Origin of the sequence: Methanothermobacter tenebrarum (genome assembly GCF_023167465.1) — an archaeon.
Lineage (GTDB): Archaea > Methanobacteriota > Methanobacteria > Methanobacteriales > DSM-23052 > Methanothermobacter_A > Methanothermobacter_A tenebrarum.
On sequence record NZ_AP025698.1, the window covers coordinates 211,424 to 230,406 of the forward strand.

An 18,983-nucleotide genomic window follows, 5' to 3' on the forward strand; every position below is an offset into this window, starting at 1 on the left:
TTTGATTGTTGGTGTCGATCTCGCAGCAAAAGAAAAAACTGGTATTGCCATAATATCCAACAGGGAAATTGAAACCTTTGAAGTATCATCTGATGATGAGATAATAGACGCGACCGTGAACGCTGATCTTGTCCTATTTGATGCTCCTCTTTCACTTCCAAGGGGAAGATGTTGCCTTGAAATGGAATGTGAATGCAGTAGATTTGGACATTTCAGAAAAGCCGACTTAGAGATCAGAAAATATGGGCGGGTTCTTCCCCTAACATTTCCCTATATGAAAATGTTAACATATAGAGGAATACGATTAAAAGAAACTTTAGAGTCATTAAACCCTAATTTACTTATAATAGAAACTCATCCAGGCACGGCACAAAAACTAATAAACTTATACAGGATATCCTCCATTTTCAGGATAAAATGGGATGAGCTAAGCCCCCATGAATTCGACGCTACCATAGCCGCCCTTACAGGCTATTTTTACCTTAAAGGAGAATATAAGATCCTCGGGGACCCATCTGAGGGTGCTATCATCCTCCCAGAACCATTATAGTGTATCTAGGTGAACTTTTACCTTTTCAAGGACCCTTTCACTAAGATATTCCTCTGATATGAATCTTGGATAGACTGGAAGTCTCTCTTTCAATGTAAACCCTGCACTTCTTGTTATCCTTTCAAGTTCCTCTATCTCGGGCCATGGGGCCTCCGGGTTAACATAGTCTTTGCTTAGGGGTGAAACACCACCCAGGTCATCCGCACCTGCAAGAAGGAAGAATTCGTTGGTTTCCCTGTTGAGGTTTGGGGGTACTTGTATGCTCACATCAGGGAAGAGTATCTTTGAGGCGGCCACTGTCTTTATCATCTCGAGTAGTGTGGGTTCTGGGTGGTCTTCCATGGGGATTCCAGGTTTTGACCTGAAATTTTGGATTATGATCTCTTGGATGTGCCCATATTTGTCCTGTATCCTCCTTAACTTTAGGAGAGACTCTGCTCTTTCTTCTATTGTCTCGCCTATACCTATGAGGAGGCCTGTTGTGAATGGTATTTTGAGTTTACCAGCGTCTTCGATGGTTTTGATCCTAAGCTTGGGGTCTTTTCCTGGGCTTTCTCTGTGGGCTATTGTTTTCATGAGTCTTGGACTTGATGTTTCTAGCATAAGGCCCATGGATGCGTTAACTTCCTTGAGCATTTTAAGATCTTTAAATTTTAGTATGCCCATGTTGGTGTGGGGTAGAAGTAGTGTATTTTTGAGGGTTTCTTGGCAGAGATGGTAGATATATTCTACCATGGTGTCGTAGCCTAGTTTTTCGAGCTGATCCTTCACGGGTTCTAGTTGGTCTGCGGCTTCTCCGAATGTGAATAGGGCTTCTCTGCAACCATATGATTCTGCCTTTTTTAATCGTCCCATGATGTCATCGGGTGCTAGTATTGGCGTTTTTGTCTTGTCTCTGTGGAATGTGCAGTAGCCGCATCGGTTTCTGCAAAGTCTTGTCACTGGTATGAAAACATTCTTAGAATATGTTATGGTTTTTTTCCCTTGTTTTTCTAGGGCTTTTCTCATTAGATCCAGTATCTGGGTGCCTTCACATTCTAGGTATTTTTTGAGGTCGTCCTTTGAGGGTTTCATTCATTCACCAATGTCAGAGACGACGATTTCAACAAAACAGGGGCCCATGTCGCTTTTGTCTTTGTATAATACTATGAAGAAGCCTGTTTTTCTTGTGATTCCTAGGCGGTATTCTACTTTGAAGTTCATGTTTTCAAGGGATTCTTTTAGGCGTTGTACTCCGGCTATGTCTGGGTCTGCTCCGACTTCCACGTTTTTTCTTATATGTTCGTCCATTATACCTATGAGGTCTGCTCCGGCATCTGATAGTAGGTCTATTTCTTCTGCTTCGAGGTGTTCCATGAGGTTGTCGAGGATCTTTTTCATGTTATCTGCTTTTATTCTCTTTTTTGAATGTCCTCTTACTATTAGGATTTCAGCCGTATCCAGGGCTGGTCTGGAGCCTTCATAGGCGTCTAGGTATGTCATTATTTCGCCTGCGAGTCTATGGAGTTTTATCAAGTTGACCACCTATCTGGTTGTTTAGTTCTTCTATTTCATATTTTAGTTCTCCCATGGTGGCAACTTTTTCTGCGAAGGCGTTATGGCGGTGTATGCTTTCCTCGTTGATTTGTCTTACTGTTACAAGGGTGTCATCGGGTAGGTGTGGGAATTCTTTAACTATGCGGTGTATCATGTTCCTGACGCAGTCTTCTACGAACATGGGGTTACTGTGGGCTTCTATTACTACGGCGTTTTCGTCCGGTCTTTTTAATAGTTCATAGACTGGTGAGCTCATTGATTCTTCTATTATCCTTATCAGGTCTTCGCCTCTTATTGTGTGATCTTCTGGGACTTCTATCATGATCATGCCTTTTCCTCTCTGGTTGTGTGAGGCTATGGGGACTGTTTCGAGGACTTTTTCTATTTTTTCTTCGTCTAGGAATTTTCTTAGTTCTTGTCTTGCTGTTTCTTTTATTGTTTCTTGTGCGCAGGGGCAGACTGTCATGCCCACTACCTCGGCGCCTATCATCTTCCTTATTATGACTTCGTCCCGGTCTCTGTATCCAACGGCATCTGCCATTATCTTTGTCATTTCTTGGCTTCTTTTGTGGGTGATTGGGGATCTTTTCCTGAACATGAAGTCGCTTTCCATGCTGACTTCGGCTCTCCTGGCATATTTGTGTTTTTTGAGTAGTGAGTTAACTATTTCTGCGCATAATGATTCTAGTTCGAGGACGTTCCTTTCAACCACTTCTTCTAGTACTTCGCTGATGGCTTCGGGGTTTCTTGACATGTGGATTCCTCTTTGTTTGCTTGGCAGGTCTACGAAGGCGTTGAAGGTTGGTAGGAGTATTATTGGTCTTTTGTTTTCTCTTTCGATTTTGAGAAGTTTCTTAACCCCTGTGACCCCTACTCTTGTAAGGTGTACGGGGATTGTTGGTATTTTTTCTTGTGTGTCTGGGAAGCAGATCATGCCCAAATTTTACACCTCAATTTTTAGAGTATACTAGGAGGAATCTTATATATAAGTTCGATGTTTAATTTTAGATTCTTGGTGCTTTATTGTTTTGAGAGTATTTTGATGAGTTTGTTATCTGTTATGTCTTTTGGGTTATCTAGGATGATTTTTGCATTGTAGAGTTTTTTGGCTTTTTCTGCGATGAGTTTTGATGTTGGATTGGGTTCTGCTAATACTATGACCTTTTTTATGCCCATTTTTTTAATTTTACGCTCTATATCATATTTTGTGTGTTCTATCCTCTTTTTTATATTCTCTAGGGTTTTTTCTGGGATTCTGGGGTTTATTTTTTTCATGTCTTCGACTGAGAGTGGGGCGCCGGTAACGATGATATGTGGGGCCTCGATCCCCTTTTTAGCCAATACTCTTTTCGCGTCACTTTTTGTGGTTATTATAAGCGTATCCAGGGATAATTCTCTTATTTTATCCTTTAAGTCTTCCATTTCTAATACTTTGAAGTCTGAGAGTATTTTATCGATTTTCTCCCTGGCCTTGAGGAGGTGTTGGCTGAATCCAACTGCTTCCTCCCTTGAGAGCCTATGATGGGGTAAGCTTTTATAAATGTAATCTTCAGCCCGTATCAGTTCTTTCAGGGCATTTTCGAAGTGTTTGACGTTGATTACACCCTCCTCTGGTTCTCTTATCATGGTCTTTTTTTGTTTAATGCATGCTTTTTTTATGAGTTCTTCTGCTTGTTTTATCCGCATCCTTTCCATGGTGCGATCCTCTCATCATATTTTGAAATATTCTGAAAACTTATCCCTTATCCTCTTGAATACACTCTTCACAGGATCTGAGGCTCTTATCCCATCCTCTATTGGACTCTCAAGGCCCATTAGTGATCTGACAAATTTTAAATTTGAATTTGCAAGGGCCTCTAGGTTATATCCTCCTTCAAGGACTGCGACCACCCTTTCATTTTTTAAGTATGATCCTATCCAAGTATAAAATTCTTCATCAACCCTAATATTAGCTAGGGGATCATCTTTGTGGGCGTCGAAACCAGCCTCTAGGAAGACCATACTCGGCTTGAATTCATCCTTCACAGGCTCCAGTATCCTTGATAGTATCCATATGTAATCGCTGGTATTTGAACCGGGTGGCATAGGAATATTCAGGGTGTAGCCCATACCATCACCGGCACCCATCTCCTCTACGAATCCCGTGCCAGGGTATAGTGTTTTCGGGTCCTGGTGTATGGAAATATACATTACATTGGGGTCATCATAAAATATGTCGGCTGTCCCATTGCCATAATGCACGTCAAAGTCTATTATAAGGAAATGATCCGATCCCTTTTCTCTAAGATGTTCTATGGCTATCGCCATATTATTAAATATGCAGAAGCCCATGGCCCTGTCCCTGGTGGCATGATGTCCTGGTGGTCTTGCAACCGAGTAGGCCCATCCACCATCCTCTGAGACGATCTCTGATGCCATGATAGCGCCCCCAGCGGCTAGAAGCGCGACATTGTAACTTTCACTTGTCATGTAAGTGTCATAGTCAAGGTAGCCCCCCCTCTCTCTGCGAATCCTTTCACATAATCCATATGTGCTTGGCTATGAACCCTTAGAATATCACTGGGGCTTGCCATTCTTGGTTCCACTATTTTGAGATCTAGAATGCGGAGGGCTTCCATGATAACATCTGTTCTTTTCTTATTTTCCACATGGAACTTCATATTATGAAGATCATAGGATGGAGAATAAACGATTGTCATAACCTGCACCCTCTATGGTCGGTTATAGCATCTTGGAGGATGTCATATCCTCTTTAACAATATTTAAGACCGTCTGGGTGTATGTTCTTTGAACGTCATTTTCCTTGAGGAGGCCCTTTATGAACTTGTCAAGTTCGCTGGTGTCCCTGAATTTCCCTATTAATATGGCGTCGAATTCTCCTGTAACATCATAGATCGCTAGTACGTTCTTATGATATGCTGTTCTCTCCTCCCAGTTTCTCAAGACTCCACCTTTTACTCTGACACCTATAATCGCCGTCAACTTGTAGCCAAGTTTTGAATGATCTATCACAGGGACGAATTTTTTTATCACCCCATTTTTCATGAGCTTCTCCACCCTATTGTGGACGGTGCCCACTGATACTCCGAGTTTCCTTGAAATCTCCCTATAGGACATCCTCCCATCCTCATTAAGGAGATGGAGTATCTTCTTGTCTATCTCATCTATTTTAACAATATCCTCCATATCATCACCCATCCATTTCATCCTATTAGGGGGGGATTATCTGGAGTATAGTAGTCCAAGGGCCCTATAATAGAATAGGGAAAGATAAGATCCTATGAAGATTGCGGATAATAGGTTCGCGATTACGTAAGCGACTACTGGTCCTGTAACTATGTTAATGCCCACGTAACCTAGGTTATTATGAATTTTAATGCGAAGCTGATTATCCCAACCATGATTACAACTACAATATACCAGATGATATATTTCCCCCATCCAATCCTTGATATGGCATCCAATACTTCTCGAATTCTGAACGCTGCTCTAAATTGGCCATTAGCCGCCATATGGGCTATTGCTATCGTAAGAGGTAACAAGAATATTATGGCTACTATAATCCCAACTAATCCTGTGATGCTGCTGATAGTTGGGTTTGCACGGGCTATGAAGGGGCCGATATCCATGATCAGCCCCGGTATTATCATATAGATTATAAACACGATTGAAACTTTAAGTCCGTCAATGAACATCTCCCCCAGCCTATCAAACTCGGGAAGCTCATCAGAACCTGCTATTGTAGTCCTGAGTACCCTGAAAGTGTATCCAATAACAAAGAATAATGGGATTAACATTAGGATCAGGGAGACTACCATTAAGATTAGTGGAGGTGCTGATAGAAATCCCCCCAATAGGGGAAGTGTGTTTATGAGTAGGAATATTACACCTAATGTGATTAATTTCCTCCAATTCGATGCTGGGTACTTGATGGCGTCGCCTATAATCTCGCGGATATTCACAATATTACACCCCCTAGAATATCTGGGGATTAAATTTGTCAGTTTCATTATATATAATTACTTGATATTTTTTAAAATTTGGAAAAAAATTTAGAAAAAATAGGATAATAGGAATACGAAGAAAAAATATGTGCGACTTCATGGAAGGAAACAATACACAACTAGCATACCATAGAGGGAGATACACTCCAAAGGACAAAAACCCAAAGTACCCAAAAAAATAATGGGGAATGGGGTAGATTTTACTGATAGGCATATCGGAGGCCAAGAGCTCTGTAATAGAACAGGTTAAGATAAGGTTGCAAGAAGAGCATTACTAGTATGTAATTGACAGCTGAGCCAACCACTGGGGCTATTAATCCCATTAAACCTGATATTACGCCTATAACCAATGATGCTATGAAGCCGATTATTCCACCAACGATAATAACCGCGATGTACCAGATGATATAGTCCACCCATCCGATATCTGATATGACATCAAGTATTTCCCTGATTCGGAATGCTGCTCCAAGATCACTGTCATGGAATGCCATATGAGCTAATGCGATTGTTAATAATAGTCCGAATATTATGGCAACGATGACCCCTATTATCACAAGGCCGCCACCAGCTTGTAGAAGCAATGTTGGATCTGTTACGCCTAGACCATATCCATATAATCCTGTGAAAACACCAGCAAGCATGATTATCAGTGGTATTATCATATAGGCTATAGTAACTACGAAGACTTTAAGTCCGTCAATGAGCATTTCACCCCATTCATCGAATTCTGGAAGCTCATTAAAGCCGGCTATTGTGGCTTTAAGAACCCTGAAAACGTACCCGAGAGCCAAGAACGCTGGGATTATCACAAAACCTAACAAAAGTAGTATTCCAAGTGTTAAAAGCTTTTTCCAATCAGATATCGGGTACTTGACGGCGTCACCTATAATTTCGCCAATATCCACATTTTACACCTCCTCCCAAAACATACAATCTTATAATTTCTTGCTTTAATTATATATAAATTATTTGATATTGTGCTCTGGTTTAAAGGTTGCAAAAGGGTGGATATTGGATGTCCTTCGCAAAAATTTATATAATGGATAAGGTTTATGAAGGCATGATCTAACAATAGTATATTGGTGTTCCTATGAAGAAAACTGCGATTTTCATCATTTTAGTAATGATCTTCGTAGGATATGTGCATTTCACAACAGCTAATGGGGAGTTCGAGCCTCTCGGTAGATTGGCTTTTGTTAAATTGGCCAATCCCGACATGTACCCTGGTCATCCACATTCTAGGTTACTTGCTGAGTATGCGAGGTCTCATGGATCTAAATGCGCCCTTGTAGTCCATTATGGTGGAACCTCCAATTATCGCAGCTACATGGAAGGAGACATCCTAATACTACAACTAGCATATGTAGAGAAAAAACCATACACTCAAAGGATAAACTGGAGTGAAGTATGGGAGGAGGGGGTTAATGGCGTGCCAGCCGACAAATGGACTTATAGGAGTGATGGGATAGAATTTCAAACCTTAGATGAAGCCTTGGCCTATATCAGAAAACGTGCGGAGGAAAATGGCCAAGAGGGGTCCATACCACTTGTCTACCATGGGACTGTAAGGGAGGGTGACATTATAATAAACCAAGGTTGTGGCTTCCCATTATATTATCATATAATACGGAGCCAATATGGGCCATTGGTAGCATACTATTATGTACTTAAGGGTTTCTTTTATCCATACATTTATAATCCTTATCGTAATTTTGAAATTAAAAATGCGGGGGCCCTACAATATTATTACACCCATGACATGTTAAATTATGAATAGATTTGATTGATTTTTTTAATTCAATTATTGGGGCGTTGGTTTTTATACCGGTAGCTTTGCAGTGGCTCCGAGTTGCCTTAAAACCTTTTTCTTGTAGTTTTTCCATGATCTTTTTGAGGGGTGGGGCGCTTATCCCCATTTTGCTGCAAATTTTATGGATATCATAGAATGTTGGGGGCATCCCACTCTCGCCTTCTAAAAGTTTTAATAATTTTAGGGTTTCTCCTTTTTTGTTCAACCTTTTCTCGGGTAGTAGTCTTATCATTCCTTTGATGAAATTTTCATCCTCTAATTCTCCTATCCAAAGTGGACCGCTAAAATCTGTTTTCCCACCACATTGGGGGCACTCTAGTGGCAGGATTGGTAGCATACCATACTCTAGGCTTCGGGATAGGCAATTGTGGCAATGATAGATGAATCCAATATTATTTTTGAGCGATTTGTCTGTCTTCGCCGCTCCTTTGCCAATTTCTAAGTAAAGGCGCATATAATGTTGGCTGCTATAAGCTAACCTCACCTTGATATATTTTTTATATTTTGCAAGGGTTAGGCTTGTGAAACCTGCTAGTATTCTCAGACCATTTTCATGGCAATATTCTGTCTTTAAGGGCACTGCATTATATTTCCTTATACAAGGTTTTTTGTATGTGCCGCAGAGGCTGGAAGTATCTGTTGCCGTGACGCATAACAGGGAGCCCTTTTTAAGGGAATAGCCGGCTGATTCTATAAATGGGGATGGCGTGCCGAAGGGGTCTATATCAACGACATCAAACACGCCCCTATTCTTCCGGAGTAGGATGTTGGCATCCTCCATTGTTATGTCAACATGGGCGTTGTTGAGTTTACTATTCTTTTCTATGAATTCCACTGCAAGTGGGTTTATGTCATTGGCTAGGACGCTTTCAACTCCTCCTATTTCAACATGATATCTTATACCCCTTATACCACTACCAGCGAAGATATCAGCTATTTTTATCCTGGATTTTTTCTCCTTTTGGAATTGTTGAATTGCCAGGACTGAAATGTCCCTGTTAAGCTCCATATTGGGATTATAGAATACGGGGGCCTTGGAGGAAACCTTATCGAAACTGGGGATTTTGATTGTTACCATACCCTCTTTGACTGTCTTCATCATATTACCAATATAAGTTTATACTTTTAATAGGGTTAATGTAAAATTTAACGAGAACAGAAGTTTGGGGATTATATGGATTCTGGGAAGATAACTTGTCCTTGGTGTGGAACCTTAAACCGGGTGAGTGCCAGATTTTGCATTTCCTGCGGTAGAAGATTAGAAGATCTGGCCTATGATGGGCCCAGGTTTTTATTTAATGCTAGAGAGGGTAATAATAGTCTGTGGAGGTATATTCTAACTATAATATTAACCCTCGGAGCTTCCAGCATACTTGTGGGGATAATATTAGGTGTATTCTTTGGGATCATACTCGTTTTATCCCATAGGACATTTGATATTAGTATATTATTTAATCCATTTTATCTGCTTATAGTCGCCGGTTTGGTGTTCTCTGTAGCTTATATTTTCCTTTATTTATCTGTGAGGTTTTTGCATAATAGAAGCTTCAGATCCCTTATAAACACTGGTCGAGAAATTGACTGGAGGAGGATGGTGAAGGGGGCTCTTGCATGGTTTCTGGTAATCTCGGTCTTGGATATCATATATTTCATTTTAAGCCCGAGGTCTTTTAAATTTTCATTTGAACCACAAAGTTTCTTCTTATTAGCTGTGATAGCCCTTATTGTATTCCCAATACAAGCGTCCTTCGAAGAAGTTTTTTTCAGAGGATATCTTTTACAGGCACTCGGCCTCTTATCAAAGAAGCCCATCCTGGTTTTGATTGTGAATTCATTGATATTCGCCGGACTTCACTGGTGGAATGGGAGCAATCCAGTGACGAGCTTATCTATTGTGATAAGCGCCTTTATAATAGGTTTAATGTTAGGATTAATCACCCTTGCAGATGATGGTATAGAGTTGGCTGTGGGTATCCATATCATTAATAACCTTTATGTGAGTCTAATCCATAATTCACCTGACAGTGGAATCGGTAACCTACCATCTTTGGTGGTAACACCACCAAGCCCCTACCTTTCACCCATCATACTCATAGTGGCTGTCCTAATTGTAATATTCATATTATTCAAGGATAGGAGAGAAGATATCCTCAAAGTACTCAGGTGAGGTTTCGAAATGATACCAATCGCAAGTCCAATAATAGAAAATGATGAAATCCAGGAAGTAGTAAATGTATTACGTTCAGGTTTCCTCGCCCAGGGCCCCAAGGTCGAGGAATTTGAAAAAGCATTCGCCAATTACACTAATAGTAGACATGCCGTGGCCACAAGCTCTGGTACAAGCGCATTACATGTTGCATTATCAGCGGCTGGTGTGGGTAAAGGTGATGAGGTTATAACAACACCTTTTAGTTTCGCCGCCACTTCAAACGCGGCCCTCTATGTTGGGGCCCGGCCAGTCTTTGTTGACATAAACCCCCTAACATACAACATAGACCCTGAAGGGATAGAGGATGCTATAACAAGGGATACCAAGGCTATAATAGTTGTCCACCTTTACGGGCAGCCAGCTGAAATGGACCATATCAAGGACATAGGTGAGGATCATGGACTCATAGTTATTGAGGATGCGGCCCAAGCACATGGAGCGTTATATCATGGCAGGAAGGTGGGTTCATTGGGTGATATTGCATGTTTCAGCTTCTATCCTACGAAGAATATCACCACAGGCGAGGGGGGGATGATCACAACTGATGATGAGGATATAGCCCGCCTGGCTAGGATGATAAGATCTCATGGTGAAAGTGAACGTTACGAGCATGTTATCCTAGGATACAATTTTAGGATGACTGATATAGCCGCTGCCATTGGGATAGTTCAACTTAAAAAACTTGACAAATTCAATGATAGAAGAATAGAAAATGCAGAATATCTAACAGAGAATCTTGAAGCTCTTGATTATATTAAGACACCATATGTTATGGATGATGTGAAGCATGTCTTTCACCAGTATACTGTAAGGGTTGAAAATAGGGAAAGATGGATAGAATATCTCCGAGGGGAGGGTATAGGGGTTGGAGTGCATTATCCAAGGCCAATCTATCGTCAACCATTATATGAGGATCTTGGTTTAGTGGCTGATTGTCCAGAGGCTGAGAAGGCCTCTAGGGAGGTCTTGTCATTGCCAGTCCATCCTAGCTTAACCATGGATGACCTTGATAGGATAATTGATGCGGTTGAGAATTTCCCAGGTTAGAGTTTGCTCTTCACAGATGCTACCTTATCCTTTAGAGTTTTTTCAACATCCCTTCTATCATCTATTTTAACTGTAGTATACACCCTATCACAGTCTAATCCTAGCACGGCCTCATGAGCCGCCTTTACAGCATCTAGGATGTCATCAAGGTCTTCGGCTTCTATCTGCGTCCCCATACCAGATATTTCACATCTAATATTCTTCTTTTCTATTGCTTTTATCGCGGCAACTATATAGTCACTTAAACTTGTATCCCCTGTTCCTATGGGGATTATAGTTAATTCTGCTGTTATCAATCACAATCCCCCCAACTAAATGATATGTTGAACATATAATATTATATTATGGTGGGGGAAGTAGACTTTAACGTGAGATTAGAAGAGAGAATCAGGGAACTTATAATAGATTATAAGCTCATAGAAGAGGGTGAATTAGTAGCTGTGGCACTTTCAGGTGGAAAGGATAGTCTACTCGTATTACACGCCTTAGCTGGTCTTAGAGATGATCTTGGTTTTGATATTGTTGCTATAACAGTTGATGAGGGCATAAAAGATTATAGGGAGAAGGGTTTAGAGGCCGCACGCTATAATACAAAGCTTTTAGGTGTTGAATTGGTTGAAAAATCCTTCATAGGAGAATTTGATTTTTCATTGGATGAGGTTTATGGGATTTTTAAGAGTCCGTGCATACCTTGCGGGGTCTTCAGAAGATATATACTAAATAGGACTGCCCGTAGTCTAGGAGCTGATAAGATAGCCACTGGACATAACATGGATGATGAGATACAATCATTTATGATGAGCCTGGTTAGGGGTGATACGCGCAAATTTTCCAAGTTCGGCCCCAAATTGGAGGTGATCCACCCTAGGCTTATACCAAGGATAAAACCTTTATGGAATACAAGTGAAAAAGAAACGGAAACCTGGGCCATCCTTAATAATATTAGGGTTCACTTGGAGGATTGTCCATATTCTAGTTTATCACTCAGGTCGAGGATTAAGAAATTTCTTAACAGGGTAGAGTCTAGGAGGCCCGGGACCAAGGAGTTGATGATGAAATCCTTCATTAACACTTTTAAAATGGAACAGGAGGAGGTTGAACTTTTTGAATGTGAAGTTTGTGGGGAGCCTGCTTCTATGAGGACTTGTAAAGCCTGTGAGCTGTTATCTGTGATTAGGGGTTCTCTATGATCTTTGTTATGGAGCCTATGCCCTTGCTTCTTCCTTCTCTGAATATTAGTTTTTGTCCTTCTTTTACATGGTGTGGCCTGTATTTGAATCGCATTCTGACCTTTCCTTTGTCCCCGGCTGACATGAATTCCTGGTCAAGGGGTTCTAGTATTGTTGTCTCTGCGATGGTTTCTATGTGTGTGACGCTCTCGTATCCTGCTTTTATTGTTGTGGGGTGTACTAGGATTGCCACTTCTGCTTCGAATTCTCTCACGGCCTTGGGATTGTATTCTGGGTGGGCTAGTATCATGCCTCTTTCGATTTCTTGTGGTGATGCTCCTGCTATTGATATTCCAACGATGTGGCCTGGTTCTGCGCATCCGATCTGGTAGTGGTGCATTTCAATGGATTTGACCTTTACTTGTTTGAATTCTCCTGTGTGGAATGGTCCGAGGAGTAATTTTTCGCCCTTTTTTACACGACCTTGTCTTATGGTGCCGCTGACCACTGTTCCCACACCCTTCACGGAATAAACTTTATCTATGTACATCATGAATGGTTTTTTATCCTCTGAGGGGTTTTCTGGGACTTTTAAGTTGAGGAATAGTTCATCTAATAATTCTAGTCCTTCTCCTGTTACTGAGGATGTTTCTATTATTGGTACGATATGTTGGTTCATCTTCTCTGATACTAGTAGTGCATCTGACCTGTTTTTGACTTTGAATGGGATTCTGCCCACGAGTTTGAGCAGTTCTGATATCTTTTCATGGACTTTATGGATTTCGTCTTCTCCTACTAGGTCTGTTTTTGTTATGGCTACTATTACGGGTAATTCCATTGCTAGGATGATCCCTAGGTGTTCTCTTGTAATATGTGTGGGTCCTTGGTCTGCTGCGACCGTTAAAAGACCATAATCTAGTTTCTGGCCCACTATACCCCTTATTGTTGTTCTGAGCCATGGTTCGTGGCCTACTGTGTCGACGAATGATATTATCCTTTCACATTTTTCCATGAGCTCGGATTTTTCTTTTTTATCAAGTGGATTGTCGAGGCGGATTGGTTCACCGTCTAGGAAACCGTAGATTGCGAATGAGAGGTCTGCTGAGAGTCCTCTTTCTATTTCATGTTTCTGGACATCGAGGAATATCCTTGTTTTCCCGGTCCCATCATCAAGTATTCCGGTTGTTAGGCTCCCTAGGAGTGTGCTTTTACCATGGTCGACATGTCCCGCGACTCCTATGACAATATGCTCTTTTTTGAATGAATTTTTCCATCCTATGGTGACTTCGGCTACTCTACCGTTATCTAGTGGGTATTCGTTCACTTCCTCTATACATGCTCCTATCTCTCGACTTAAGACATTTAGGACGTGGATTGATTCTTGGAGTTCTTCCCTGGGGAGGCCTGTTAGGCTCCCGTCATCTTCAACACCAAGTAGGTAGATTGCCCTGCCCTTTCCCCTTTCCATCCTGTATTTCAACTGGGAGATTAGTTGCCTTCTCCTGTCCTCGTTAAGATGATATGAACTTTTAAGGGCTTTTTTAAATTCTATGTTCTTTCTTTCACCCTTTTTGGTGAAGGATTTCAAATCCTTGATCATGTCCAATCATTCTATTTTCTTTTTTAAGAATCCGCCGGGTCCGTACTTTTCTTCTTGCAATTTTCTAACCATATAAGCCGCGTCTTGGAAACTTTCGACTTTTCCAAGTATCCGACGACTTTTAACCTTTATTGTTTTCCCACATACGCATCTGCGGGTTTTAACACCTTCACGTGTATATAATGCCCTTCCACAGTCGCATCTGAATATTAGGTACATTTTTTAGCCGGCTCCTATTATTTTACCAATCATTGGGAGTATGATCTGTGGTATTGTGAGGAAGGTTCCTATGCTGCAGCCAAGATTTGCACCTGCAACAACAAGGAGGACCCTGAAAAGATTGTTCTGCCAAAGGTCATGGAGACTATCACACTTGTTCAAATTTTCAAGGTCTCCGAAGTTGACGTTTCGCAGTTTAGCCTCCATTAACCCTGCAAACCACCCTGCGGCTAGGAGTGGGTGCAGTACGGTTATTGGCGCTACAAGGAATGCTATTATAGCAGATTTGAGTCTTGAACCAGCCACCATGGATCCAATAAACGCGAAGCCCCCTGTCATGAGTATGAATTTAAGGATATCACCTTGTATGTTCACCCCTGAAAGGAATGCTAAAATAAAAGGCACAATTAATAAGAGGGGTATGACTAGTACTAGTTTCCTTAAGGTGGAGTTCTGTTGCTTGGAGGATAAGAGTTCCACGAGTGGGGGTATCTTTTCTGGATTTTGGAGGTAGTATCTTATACCCTTTTTGTGGCCCGCCCCCACAACCGCGATCACTTTATCCTCTGGGATCTCGAGTAGTTTGTGGGCCATGTAGGCGTCCCTTTCATCTACTAGTACGTGGTATGCTTTGGGTGAAATATCCTTGAAGTATTCCATGACCTCATCTAGGGTGTCTTCACTTTTTAGGCTTTCCACGTCTTCTATTTCATCCTTTTTAAAGAATGATGCGAGGATATTGAATAAGAACCTTAATTTTTCACGTAAACTCATGGAGTCGATTATCCTCTGCATGGTTATCCTTATGTCCCTGTCTATGAGGGCTATCCTTGCACCTATCTCCTCAGCGGCTTCTATGGCCGCTAACATTTCAGAGCCGGGCTTCACACCCAAGTCGTCACCTATCCTATTCTGCAGGTATGTTAAAAGTCCGCTTATAAGGAAGAGGCCGATGTTCTCTCCTCTGATCAAATCTTTAACTGAGAGTTGTTTATCCTCTCCTAGGCCTAATTTTTCTCGCATGAGCTTTTGGTATCTTCCAACATCTAATTCAACAGCCACAACATCCGGTTTCTCGGCGCGTATAGTCTCTTTCACTTCTTCTATGCTCTTTTTTGACACGTGGGCTGTCCCTATTATCTTCAGGTGTTCTATTTCCATGGACCATCACTAATATTATATTTTGTATTTTTTTATTAATTTTCTATCATAGATTGGAACATTATTTGAGATGTTCCTTTGGATGGAAAATTTCACATCCTCAAAGAATCCAAGTTTTTTCAACTTCAAAGCAGAATTTGAGGTTAATATCATCTCATCAACTATCCTTTTATCATGGGCTGCGATCATGGCAGCCTTTGCGAATTCATCAAGTTGGAAATCCCTTAGATAGTATATTATCTCCCCTGCTGTGAGAAAATCTTCGATGGCGAACCTCCCATTCACACCAGCCATAATTATTTCTATCTCGTCATTGGCAAGTTCAACAGCCGCACGGGCCACGGCCCTAGCATTTATAAGGGAGCCTATAAGAGCCTTGGATCTTAAGCTTTTAAGTATCCTGGTACCATTACTTGTTGTGAGGATCAATGTTTTGCCCTTGTAGTTTTGTATTTGGAGTGGTGAATTCCCGATGAAACCTTTAATGGTCTCACCGCCACGTTCCCCTGCGAGCAATCCACCAATTTCTTTTGAAATTTTAAGAGCCTCATCCACGCTCCTGGCGGGTATTATCCTCTCGAAGTTATCCAATGCTACTGTTATCGTTGTACTAGCCCTTAACAAGTCCACCATGATACTAAGATCTTGTGTAGTTGATCTCTGATGGGTTAATCTGATCTTCATCCCCACTTTTCACCCCCCATGAAAACTATATCTGTGAACCACCCCACTGGGGGGTTCCTACTTCAACAACGGGACTTGCCCAGCTAAAGCAGGGGTGCTGAATAGGGGTTTCATCTCCACGGGCTCTGGGGGCTGTCCCAGCCCCCCGTTGAGCATCTAGCAAATATATAATCTTATAGAGGCGTCTGCAAAGGTGTTCAAGTAACTTTTTCTCAGCGACTTTGGAAGGATACAAGCGGAACCTATAACTGAGCATTTCCTTCGCATACTTCTTGTAATACATCAAGGGTCACTTGAATGGTATTTGGAACGCATAAACAGAATCCGCTCCTCTATCAAGCTTGTATCTCATAGTTACAATACTATTTTTACAACTCTATAAACCTTTCGGCTCTCATCTCCTCGCGGAGGGGGACTTCCCACCGATAAAGTTAAAAGGGGGATCCATAATAAATTTTGATACTCATGGTGACATGATATGAGGATTGTTACCACACCCATGTGTAAGGGTATACTAGATATTATAGGAGTGGATGAGTATATTGTGGCCAGAGACCCGGATACCGAGGACCCTGACCTTGCAATAGTACTTTCAGAGACCAAGACGCGTTCAAGGGCTCTCAGATTAAAATTGAACACATTCCCACAGATCAAGGAGAGTATACGTATCGTCTCAGAAACCCTGAAAGCATATGGTCTAGGATATGGGTCCTTCTCTGAGATAAATTTTAGGGTATGCTCGCCATGGTGGGATGACCCCCGGCCACTACAGGAGAGGAACAAAAAAATAAAAATAAAAGTTTATTCAAATTTCCTTAGGGATATTATTGAACATATGGGTTATAGTATAGTTGAGGATAATCCAGATTATATAGTGTATCCCGATTACATGAATATAAGAGAAAAAGGGGAAAAGGTAGAGGTTCCATCACATTATAATCTGCCATTGGATCCTGTTAAAAGGGCCCTGTTAAGGTATAGGATATTGGAGAATAGGCTATGTATGAAACATTAACTTATGTTGGTGGGGTGCACCGCCACGAGGAAATGGAGGAGCTCATTGAAGACCTTGGGGGTTTCGTCCTCCAGGAGAACATGTTACAGATGGATCTTATATTGACACTCGCCGTTCCAATAGAGGATGTTGAAAAGGTTAAGGAGAAGGCCAAGGAGCTCCTAGGGAAGGTTAAAGTGGCTCCAATGGCTGGTACAGAGATTGCTGTTGTGTCACCCACACTTGCAAGACATCATCTGCCACATGCAGCCTGTGACATCGCAGAGTATCTTAGAAGGTATGGGGCCAAGGATAACATGATAGGATTGGCCAGGGGGGCTGGCAAGGGGATATCGAGGATATCGGAGGAGGAGAAACAGCTTATAAACGAACACGATCTTGCAATTTTCGCCCTTGGGAGCTTCAAACATTGTATAAAAGAGAAAACGCACCTTTTTGAGGGTATAAACGTGCCAGTGGTTGTTACAGGCGCCCCCAAGCTCAGGGTGGAGGAGCTTCCGGGTGCAACGGCATATGTCAGTGGTTTCGGGAGGATACCAAGGCGCCTTAAAAGAGGCGAGAATATAAGAGCCTTGAAAAACTTGGTCAAGGTTGTGGAGGAGATCCTCGACAACAGGAGGAGGGAGATGGCAGAGGACCCGCCGTTAGTCCCACCAATAGTTATTAAAAGCGAGATTGAACATCAGGTCCATGCCATAAAGAATGTTTATTCTCCCACACCAGTTACAAGTCAACTTGATGGCGTCCGCGTCAAATTGAACTATGAACGCTACCATAAAGATATAGAAAATGTTAAGGTATATGAGTATAAACTAGGGGATATTGCAGAGATAAAACCTTCAATGATGTATGATTATATTCTCGTGAAACTCCTACCAGAGACTTCCATAATTTAGTGATATAAGTGAAAAAGGCTATAGGAGTCCTATTATTCATACTAATATTAACCGCGGGTTATACTCTGTTGAATTTCCATGTTTTAACTTCGATAGGCGCTGAGAATATATGGTTGGCGATTTCTGTTTCTTCAGCTCTTCCATTAGCTATAATATGTGAACAGAGGTTCCCATCCCCCATTAGTAGGGTATTGTATGTTTTTTCCATGACATGGCTTGGGATTATCCTATTCCTGTTCTGGACAACTCTAATTGTCGACTTACTTAAAATCTTCATAAGTATACCCCTAAGGGTGGAGGGGGTAGTTTATCTAGTAGCTCTTTTTATAGGTCTTTTTTCGATTTTTAACGGTACGAGAATCAAAATAAAATGTGTGGAAATACCTCTAGAGATTCCGTGTGGGATTACACTGGTACAACTTTCAGATCTTCATATTGGATCCATAAGGGGTGAAAGTTTCCTAAAAACTATAAAAGATAAAGTGAACAGGCTAGGGGCTGATGCGGTTCTTATAACGGGAGATTTTGCTGATGGGAGTTCGCCCATTGACAAGTCCGCATTAAAGCCACTCGAGGGGATAAACGCGCCTATATTCTTTGTTTCAGGAAACCATGATACATATGCTGATAGAAAAAAGGTTTACCATCTACTGGAGTCTGTGGGCGTGACAATACTAGATAATAAGTGTATAGAGTTTAAGGGCTTGCAACTTGTGGGTGTGGGATATTATATGCAACGTGGGATCCTAGGAGTCATATTGGAGCAGATTGAGTTTAGTAAGGGTCTTCCAACTATTTTACTTCATCATCTCCCCACTGAGTGGGATACTGCACGAGAATGGGGTGTTGACATTCAATTGTCCGGTCACACACATGCCGGACAATTTTATCCGTTCAATCTTATCGTTAGGTGGATGTTCCCATATCTTTCAGGCCTTTATGAAAATTCAGGTAGTTACCTTTATGTGTCGGCGGGTACGGGTACCTGGGGGCCTCCAATGCGTCTTGGATCATCTAATGAGATTGTAGTTTTCAGATTGAAACCCTAGTATTTAAATACTAGTTTTGAATATATATTCA

The 18,983-nt window shown here is 41.5% G+C and carries 25 protein-coding genes; 8 read left to right on the forward strand and 17 right to left on the reverse strand.

Annotated elements, in window-relative coordinates; genetic code table 11:
* Nucleotide 1 precedes the first annotated feature (1 nt).
* Nucleotides 2-550, forward strand: a complete 549-nt coding sequence (locus tag MTTB_RS01210) for a DUF429 domain-containing protein (RefSeq protein WP_248564714.1) — start codon at nt 2-4, stop codon at nt 548-550.
* On the opposite strand, the gene cofG is transcribed toward MTTB_RS01210, so the two are convergent.
* The 10 genes from cofG to MTTB_RS01255 all read right to left on the reverse strand — a co-directional run bounded on the left by cofG (nt 545) and on the right by MTTB_RS01255 (nt 6,998).
* Nucleotides 545-1,624 carry a 7,8-didemethyl-8-hydroxy-5-deazariboflavin synthase subunit CofG gene (cofG, locus tag MTTB_RS01215; RefSeq protein WP_248564715.1) on the reverse strand — a complete coding sequence of 360 codons (1,080 nt, stop codon included), beginning with the start codon at nt 1,622-1,624 and terminating at the stop codon, nt 545-547. The two genes, MTTB_RS01210 and cofG, sit on opposite strands and share 6 nt — an antisense overlap.
* Nucleotides 1,625-2,065, reverse strand: coding sequence for a DUF2120 domain-containing protein (locus tag MTTB_RS01220; RefSeq protein WP_248564716.1), 441 nt, complete (start codon nt 2,063-2,065; stop codon nt 1,625-1,627). It lies immediately after the preceding gene.
* A complete protein-coding gene (gene mptA, locus MTTB_RS01225) occupies nt 2,049-3,020 on the reverse strand; it encodes a GTP cyclohydrolase MptA (RefSeq protein WP_248565237.1) in 972 nt (323 codons plus the stop codon). Before mptA ends, MTTB_RS01220 begins: the two co-directional genes overlap by 17 nt.
* 86 nt (nt 3,021-3,106) lie before the next feature.
* Nucleotides 3,107-3,781, reverse strand: a complete 675-nt coding sequence (locus MTTB_RS01230) for a SepCysE family protein (RefSeq protein ID WP_248564717.1) — start codon at nt 3,779-3,781, stop codon at nt 3,107-3,109.
* A gap of 15 nt (nt 3,782-3,796) precedes the next feature.
* The gene (locus tag MTTB_RS01235) at nt 3,797-4,555 is read right to left on the reverse strand and encodes a histone deacetylase family protein (RefSeq protein ID WP_248564718.1); all 759 of its coding nucleotides are present in this window, start codon (nt 4,553-4,555) and stop codon (nt 3,797-3,799) included.
* A complete protein-coding gene (locus tag MTTB_RS01240) occupies nt 4,552-4,785 on the reverse strand; it encodes a hypothetical protein (protein WP_248564719.1) in 234 nt (77 codons plus the stop codon). Before MTTB_RS01240 ends, MTTB_RS01235 begins: the two co-directional genes overlap by 4 nt.
* A 22-nt stretch (nt 4,786-4,807) precedes the next feature.
* Nucleotides 4,808-5,284: an Lrp/AsnC family transcriptional regulator gene (locus MTTB_RS01245; RefSeq protein WP_248564720.1), complete on the reverse strand. Its 477-nt coding sequence runs from the start codon at nt 5,282-5,284 to the stop codon at nt 4,808-4,810.
* A 24-nt stretch (nt 5,285-5,308) separates the two neighbouring features.
* Nucleotides 5,309-5,437: a hypothetical protein gene (locus MTTB_RS08325; RefSeq protein WP_282570373.1), complete on the reverse strand. Its 129-nt coding sequence runs from the start codon at nt 5,435-5,437 to the stop codon at nt 5,309-5,311.
* A gap of 5 nt (nt 5,438-5,442) precedes the next feature.
* A complete protein-coding gene (locus tag MTTB_RS01250; RefSeq protein WP_248564721.1) occupies nt 5,443-6,048 on the reverse strand; it encodes a DUF4013 domain-containing protein in 606 nt (201 codons plus the stop codon).
* Nucleotides 6,049-6,290: 242 nt separating this feature from the next.
* Entirely contained in the window at nt 6,291-6,998 is a 708-nt protein-coding gene (locus MTTB_RS01255) for a DUF4013 domain-containing protein (protein WP_248564722.1), read from the reverse strand.
* A 185-nt stretch (nt 6,999-7,183) separates the two neighbouring features.
* On the opposite strand from MTTB_RS01255, the gene MTTB_RS01260 reads away from it, so the two are divergent.
* A complete protein-coding gene (locus tag MTTB_RS01260; RefSeq protein WP_248564723.1) occupies nt 7,184-7,870 on the forward strand; it encodes a hypothetical protein in 687 nt (228 codons plus the stop codon).
* Here MTTB_RS01260 and MTTB_RS01265 read toward each other — a convergent pair.
* On the reverse strand, nt 7,812-9,002 hold the full coding sequence (locus MTTB_RS01265; RefSeq protein WP_248565238.1) for a tRNA (guanine(10)-N(2))-dimethyltransferase: 1,191 nt from the start codon (nt 9,000-9,002) through the stop codon (nt 7,812-7,814). The two genes, MTTB_RS01260 and MTTB_RS01265, sit on opposite strands and share 59 nt — an antisense overlap.
* Nucleotides 9,003-9,077: 75 nt before the next feature.
* On the opposite strand from MTTB_RS01265, the gene MTTB_RS01270 reads away from it, so the two are divergent.
* Together MTTB_RS01270 and MTTB_RS01275 are read left to right on the forward strand one after the other, a co-directional pair.
* On the forward strand, nt 9,078-10,070 hold the full coding sequence (locus MTTB_RS01270) for a CPBP family intramembrane glutamic endopeptidase (RefSeq protein ID WP_345894009.1): 993 nt from the start codon (nt 9,078-9,080) through the stop codon (nt 10,068-10,070).
* A gap of 9 nt (nt 10,071-10,079) precedes the next feature.
* The gene (locus tag MTTB_RS01275; protein ID WP_248564725.1) at nt 10,080-11,159 is read left to right on the forward strand and encodes a DegT/DnrJ/EryC1/StrS family aminotransferase; all 1,080 of its coding nucleotides are present in this window, start codon (nt 10,080-10,082) and stop codon (nt 11,157-11,159) included.
* Here MTTB_RS01275 and MTTB_RS01280 read toward each other — a convergent pair.
* Nucleotides 11,156-11,455: an MTH1187 family thiamine-binding protein gene (locus MTTB_RS01280; RefSeq protein ID WP_248564726.1), complete on the reverse strand. Its 300-nt coding sequence runs from the start codon at nt 11,453-11,455 to the stop codon at nt 11,156-11,158. The genes MTTB_RS01275 and MTTB_RS01280 overlap by 4 nt on opposite strands.
* A 48-nt stretch (nt 11,456-11,503) precedes the next feature.
* On the opposite strand from MTTB_RS01280, the gene MTTB_RS01285 reads away from it, so the two are divergent.
* Entirely contained in the window at nt 11,504-12,349 is an 846-nt protein-coding gene (locus MTTB_RS01285) for a TIGR00269 family protein (RefSeq protein ID WP_248564727.1), read from the forward strand.
* Here MTTB_RS01285 and MTTB_RS01290 read toward each other — a convergent pair.
* From MTTB_RS01290 to comB, 4 genes are read right to left on the reverse strand one after another with little or no spacing between them, the layout of a single operon-like run.
* Entirely contained in the window at nt 12,333-13,928 is a 1,596-nt protein-coding gene (locus tag MTTB_RS01290) for a GTPBP1 family GTP-binding protein (protein WP_248564728.1), read from the reverse strand. The two genes, MTTB_RS01285 and MTTB_RS01290, sit on opposite strands and share 17 nt — an antisense overlap.
* A gap of 6 nt (nt 13,929-13,934) precedes the next feature.
* Complete coding sequence (locus MTTB_RS01295) at nt 13,935-14,147, reverse strand: DUF1922 domain-containing protein (RefSeq protein ID WP_248564729.1); 213 nt, start codon at nt 14,145-14,147, stop codon at nt 13,935-13,937.
* Nucleotides 14,148-14,150: 3 nt separating this feature from the next.
* A complete protein-coding gene (locus MTTB_RS01300; protein WP_248564730.1) occupies nt 14,151-15,308 on the reverse strand; it encodes a TraB/GumN family protein in 1,158 nt (385 codons plus the stop codon).
* 15 nt (nt 15,309-15,323) lie between these two features.
* Nucleotides 15,324-15,992: a 2-phosphosulfolactate phosphatase gene (comB, locus tag MTTB_RS01305; protein WP_248564731.1), complete on the reverse strand. Its 669-nt coding sequence runs from the start codon at nt 15,990-15,992 to the stop codon at nt 15,324-15,326.
* A gap of 478 nt (nt 15,993-16,470) precedes the next feature.
* Between comB and MTTB_RS01310 the strand changes: the two genes are divergently transcribed.
* Together MTTB_RS01310 and MTTB_RS01315 are read left to right on the forward strand one after the other, a co-directional pair.
* Nucleotides 16,471-17,007 carry a hypothetical protein gene (locus MTTB_RS01310; protein WP_248564732.1) on the forward strand — a complete coding sequence of 179 codons (537 nt, stop codon included), beginning with the start codon at nt 16,471-16,473 and terminating at the stop codon, nt 17,005-17,007.
* Entirely contained in the window at nt 16,992-17,903 is a 912-nt protein-coding gene (locus MTTB_RS01315) for a methanogenesis marker 7 protein (RefSeq protein WP_248564733.1), read from the forward strand. The genes MTTB_RS01310 and MTTB_RS01315 overlap by 16 nt, the downstream gene beginning before the upstream one ends.
* Nucleotides 17,904-17,961: 58 nt before the next feature.
* Here MTTB_RS01315 and MTTB_RS01320 read toward each other — a convergent pair whose 3' ends face one another.
* A complete protein-coding gene (locus MTTB_RS01320) occupies nt 17,962-18,180 on the reverse strand; it encodes a hypothetical protein (protein WP_248565339.1) in 219 nt (72 codons plus the stop codon).
* Here MTTB_RS01320 and MTTB_RS01325 point away from each other — a divergent pair.
* On the forward strand, nt 18,110-18,952 hold the full coding sequence (locus MTTB_RS01325) for a metallophosphoesterase (RefSeq protein ID WP_248565239.1): 843 nt from the start codon (nt 18,110-18,112) through the stop codon (nt 18,950-18,952). The genes MTTB_RS01320 and MTTB_RS01325 overlap by 71 nt on opposite strands.
* The last annotated feature ends 31 nt before the right edge of the window (nt 18,953-18,983 follow it).

Excerpts from the sequence above, each read along its gene's own strand:
- cofG (WP_248564715.1), bottom strand. The coding sequence starts at position 1,624 with ATGAAACCCTCAAAGGACGACCTCAAAAAATACCTAGAATGTGAAGGC.
- mptA (WP_248565237.1), bottom strand. The coding sequence starts at position 3,020 with ATGATCTGCTTCCCAGACACACAAGAAAAAATACCAACAATCCCCGTA.
- MTTB_RS01230 (WP_248564717.1), bottom strand. The coding sequence starts at position 3,781 with ATGGAAAGGATGCGGATAAAACAAGCAGAAGAACTCATAAAAAAAGCA.
- MTTB_RS01235 (WP_248564718.1), bottom strand. The coding sequence starts at position 4,555 with ATGACAAGTGAAAGTTACAATGTCGCGCTTCTAGCCGCTGGGGGCGCT.
- MTTB_RS01240 (WP_248564719.1), bottom strand. The coding sequence starts at position 4,785 with ATGACAATCGTTTATTCTCCATCCTATGATCTTCATAATATGAAGTTC.
- MTTB_RS01245 (WP_248564720.1), bottom strand. The coding sequence starts at position 5,284 with ATGGGTGATGATATGGAGGATATTGTTAAAATAGATGAGATAGACAAG.
- MTTB_RS01260 (WP_248564723.1), top strand. The coding sequence starts at position 7,184 with ATGAAGAAAACTGCGATTTTCATCATTTTAGTAATGATCTTCGTAGGA.
- MTTB_RS01265 (WP_248565238.1), bottom strand. The coding sequence starts at position 9,002 with ATGAAGACAGTCAAAGAGGGTATGGTAACAATCAAAATCCCCAGTTTC.
- MTTB_RS01270 (WP_345894009.1), top strand. The coding sequence starts at position 9,078 with ATGGATTCTGGGAAGATAACTTGTCCTTGGTGTGGAACCTTAAACCGG.
- MTTB_RS01275 (WP_248564725.1), top strand. The coding sequence starts at position 10,080 with ATGATACCAATCGCAAGTCCAATAATAGAAAATGATGAAATCCAGGAA.
- MTTB_RS01285 (WP_248564727.1), top strand. The coding sequence starts at position 11,504 with ATGGTGGGGGAAGTAGACTTTAACGTGAGATTAGAAGAGAGAATCAGG.
- MTTB_RS01290 (WP_248564728.1), bottom strand. The coding sequence starts at position 13,928 with ATGATCAAGGATTTGAAATCCTTCACCAAAAAGGGTGAAAGAAAGAAC.
- MTTB_RS01295 (WP_248564729.1), bottom strand. The coding sequence starts at position 14,147 with ATGTACCTAATATTCAGATGCGACTGTGGAAGGGCATTATATACACGT.
- MTTB_RS01300 (WP_248564730.1), bottom strand. The coding sequence starts at position 15,308 with ATGGAAATAGAACACCTGAAGATAATAGGGACAGCCCACGTGTCAAAA.
- comB (WP_248564731.1), bottom strand. The coding sequence starts at position 15,992 with ATGAAGATCAGATTAACCCATCAGAGATCAACTACACAAGATCTTAGT.
- MTTB_RS01310 (WP_248564732.1), top strand. The coding sequence starts at position 16,471 with ATGAGGATTGTTACCACACCCATGTGTAAGGGTATACTAGATATTATA.
- MTTB_RS01315 (WP_248564733.1), top strand. The coding sequence starts at position 16,992 with ATGTATGAAACATTAACTTATGTTGGTGGGGTGCACCGCCACGAGGAA.
- MTTB_RS01325 (WP_248565239.1), top strand. The coding sequence starts at position 18,110 with ATGACATGGCTTGGGATTATCCTATTCCTGTTCTGGACAACTCTAATT.
- MTTB_RS01320 (WP_248565339.1), bottom strand. The coding sequence starts at position 18,180 with ATGAAGATTTTAAGTAAGTCGACAATTAGAGTTGTCCAGAACAGGAAT.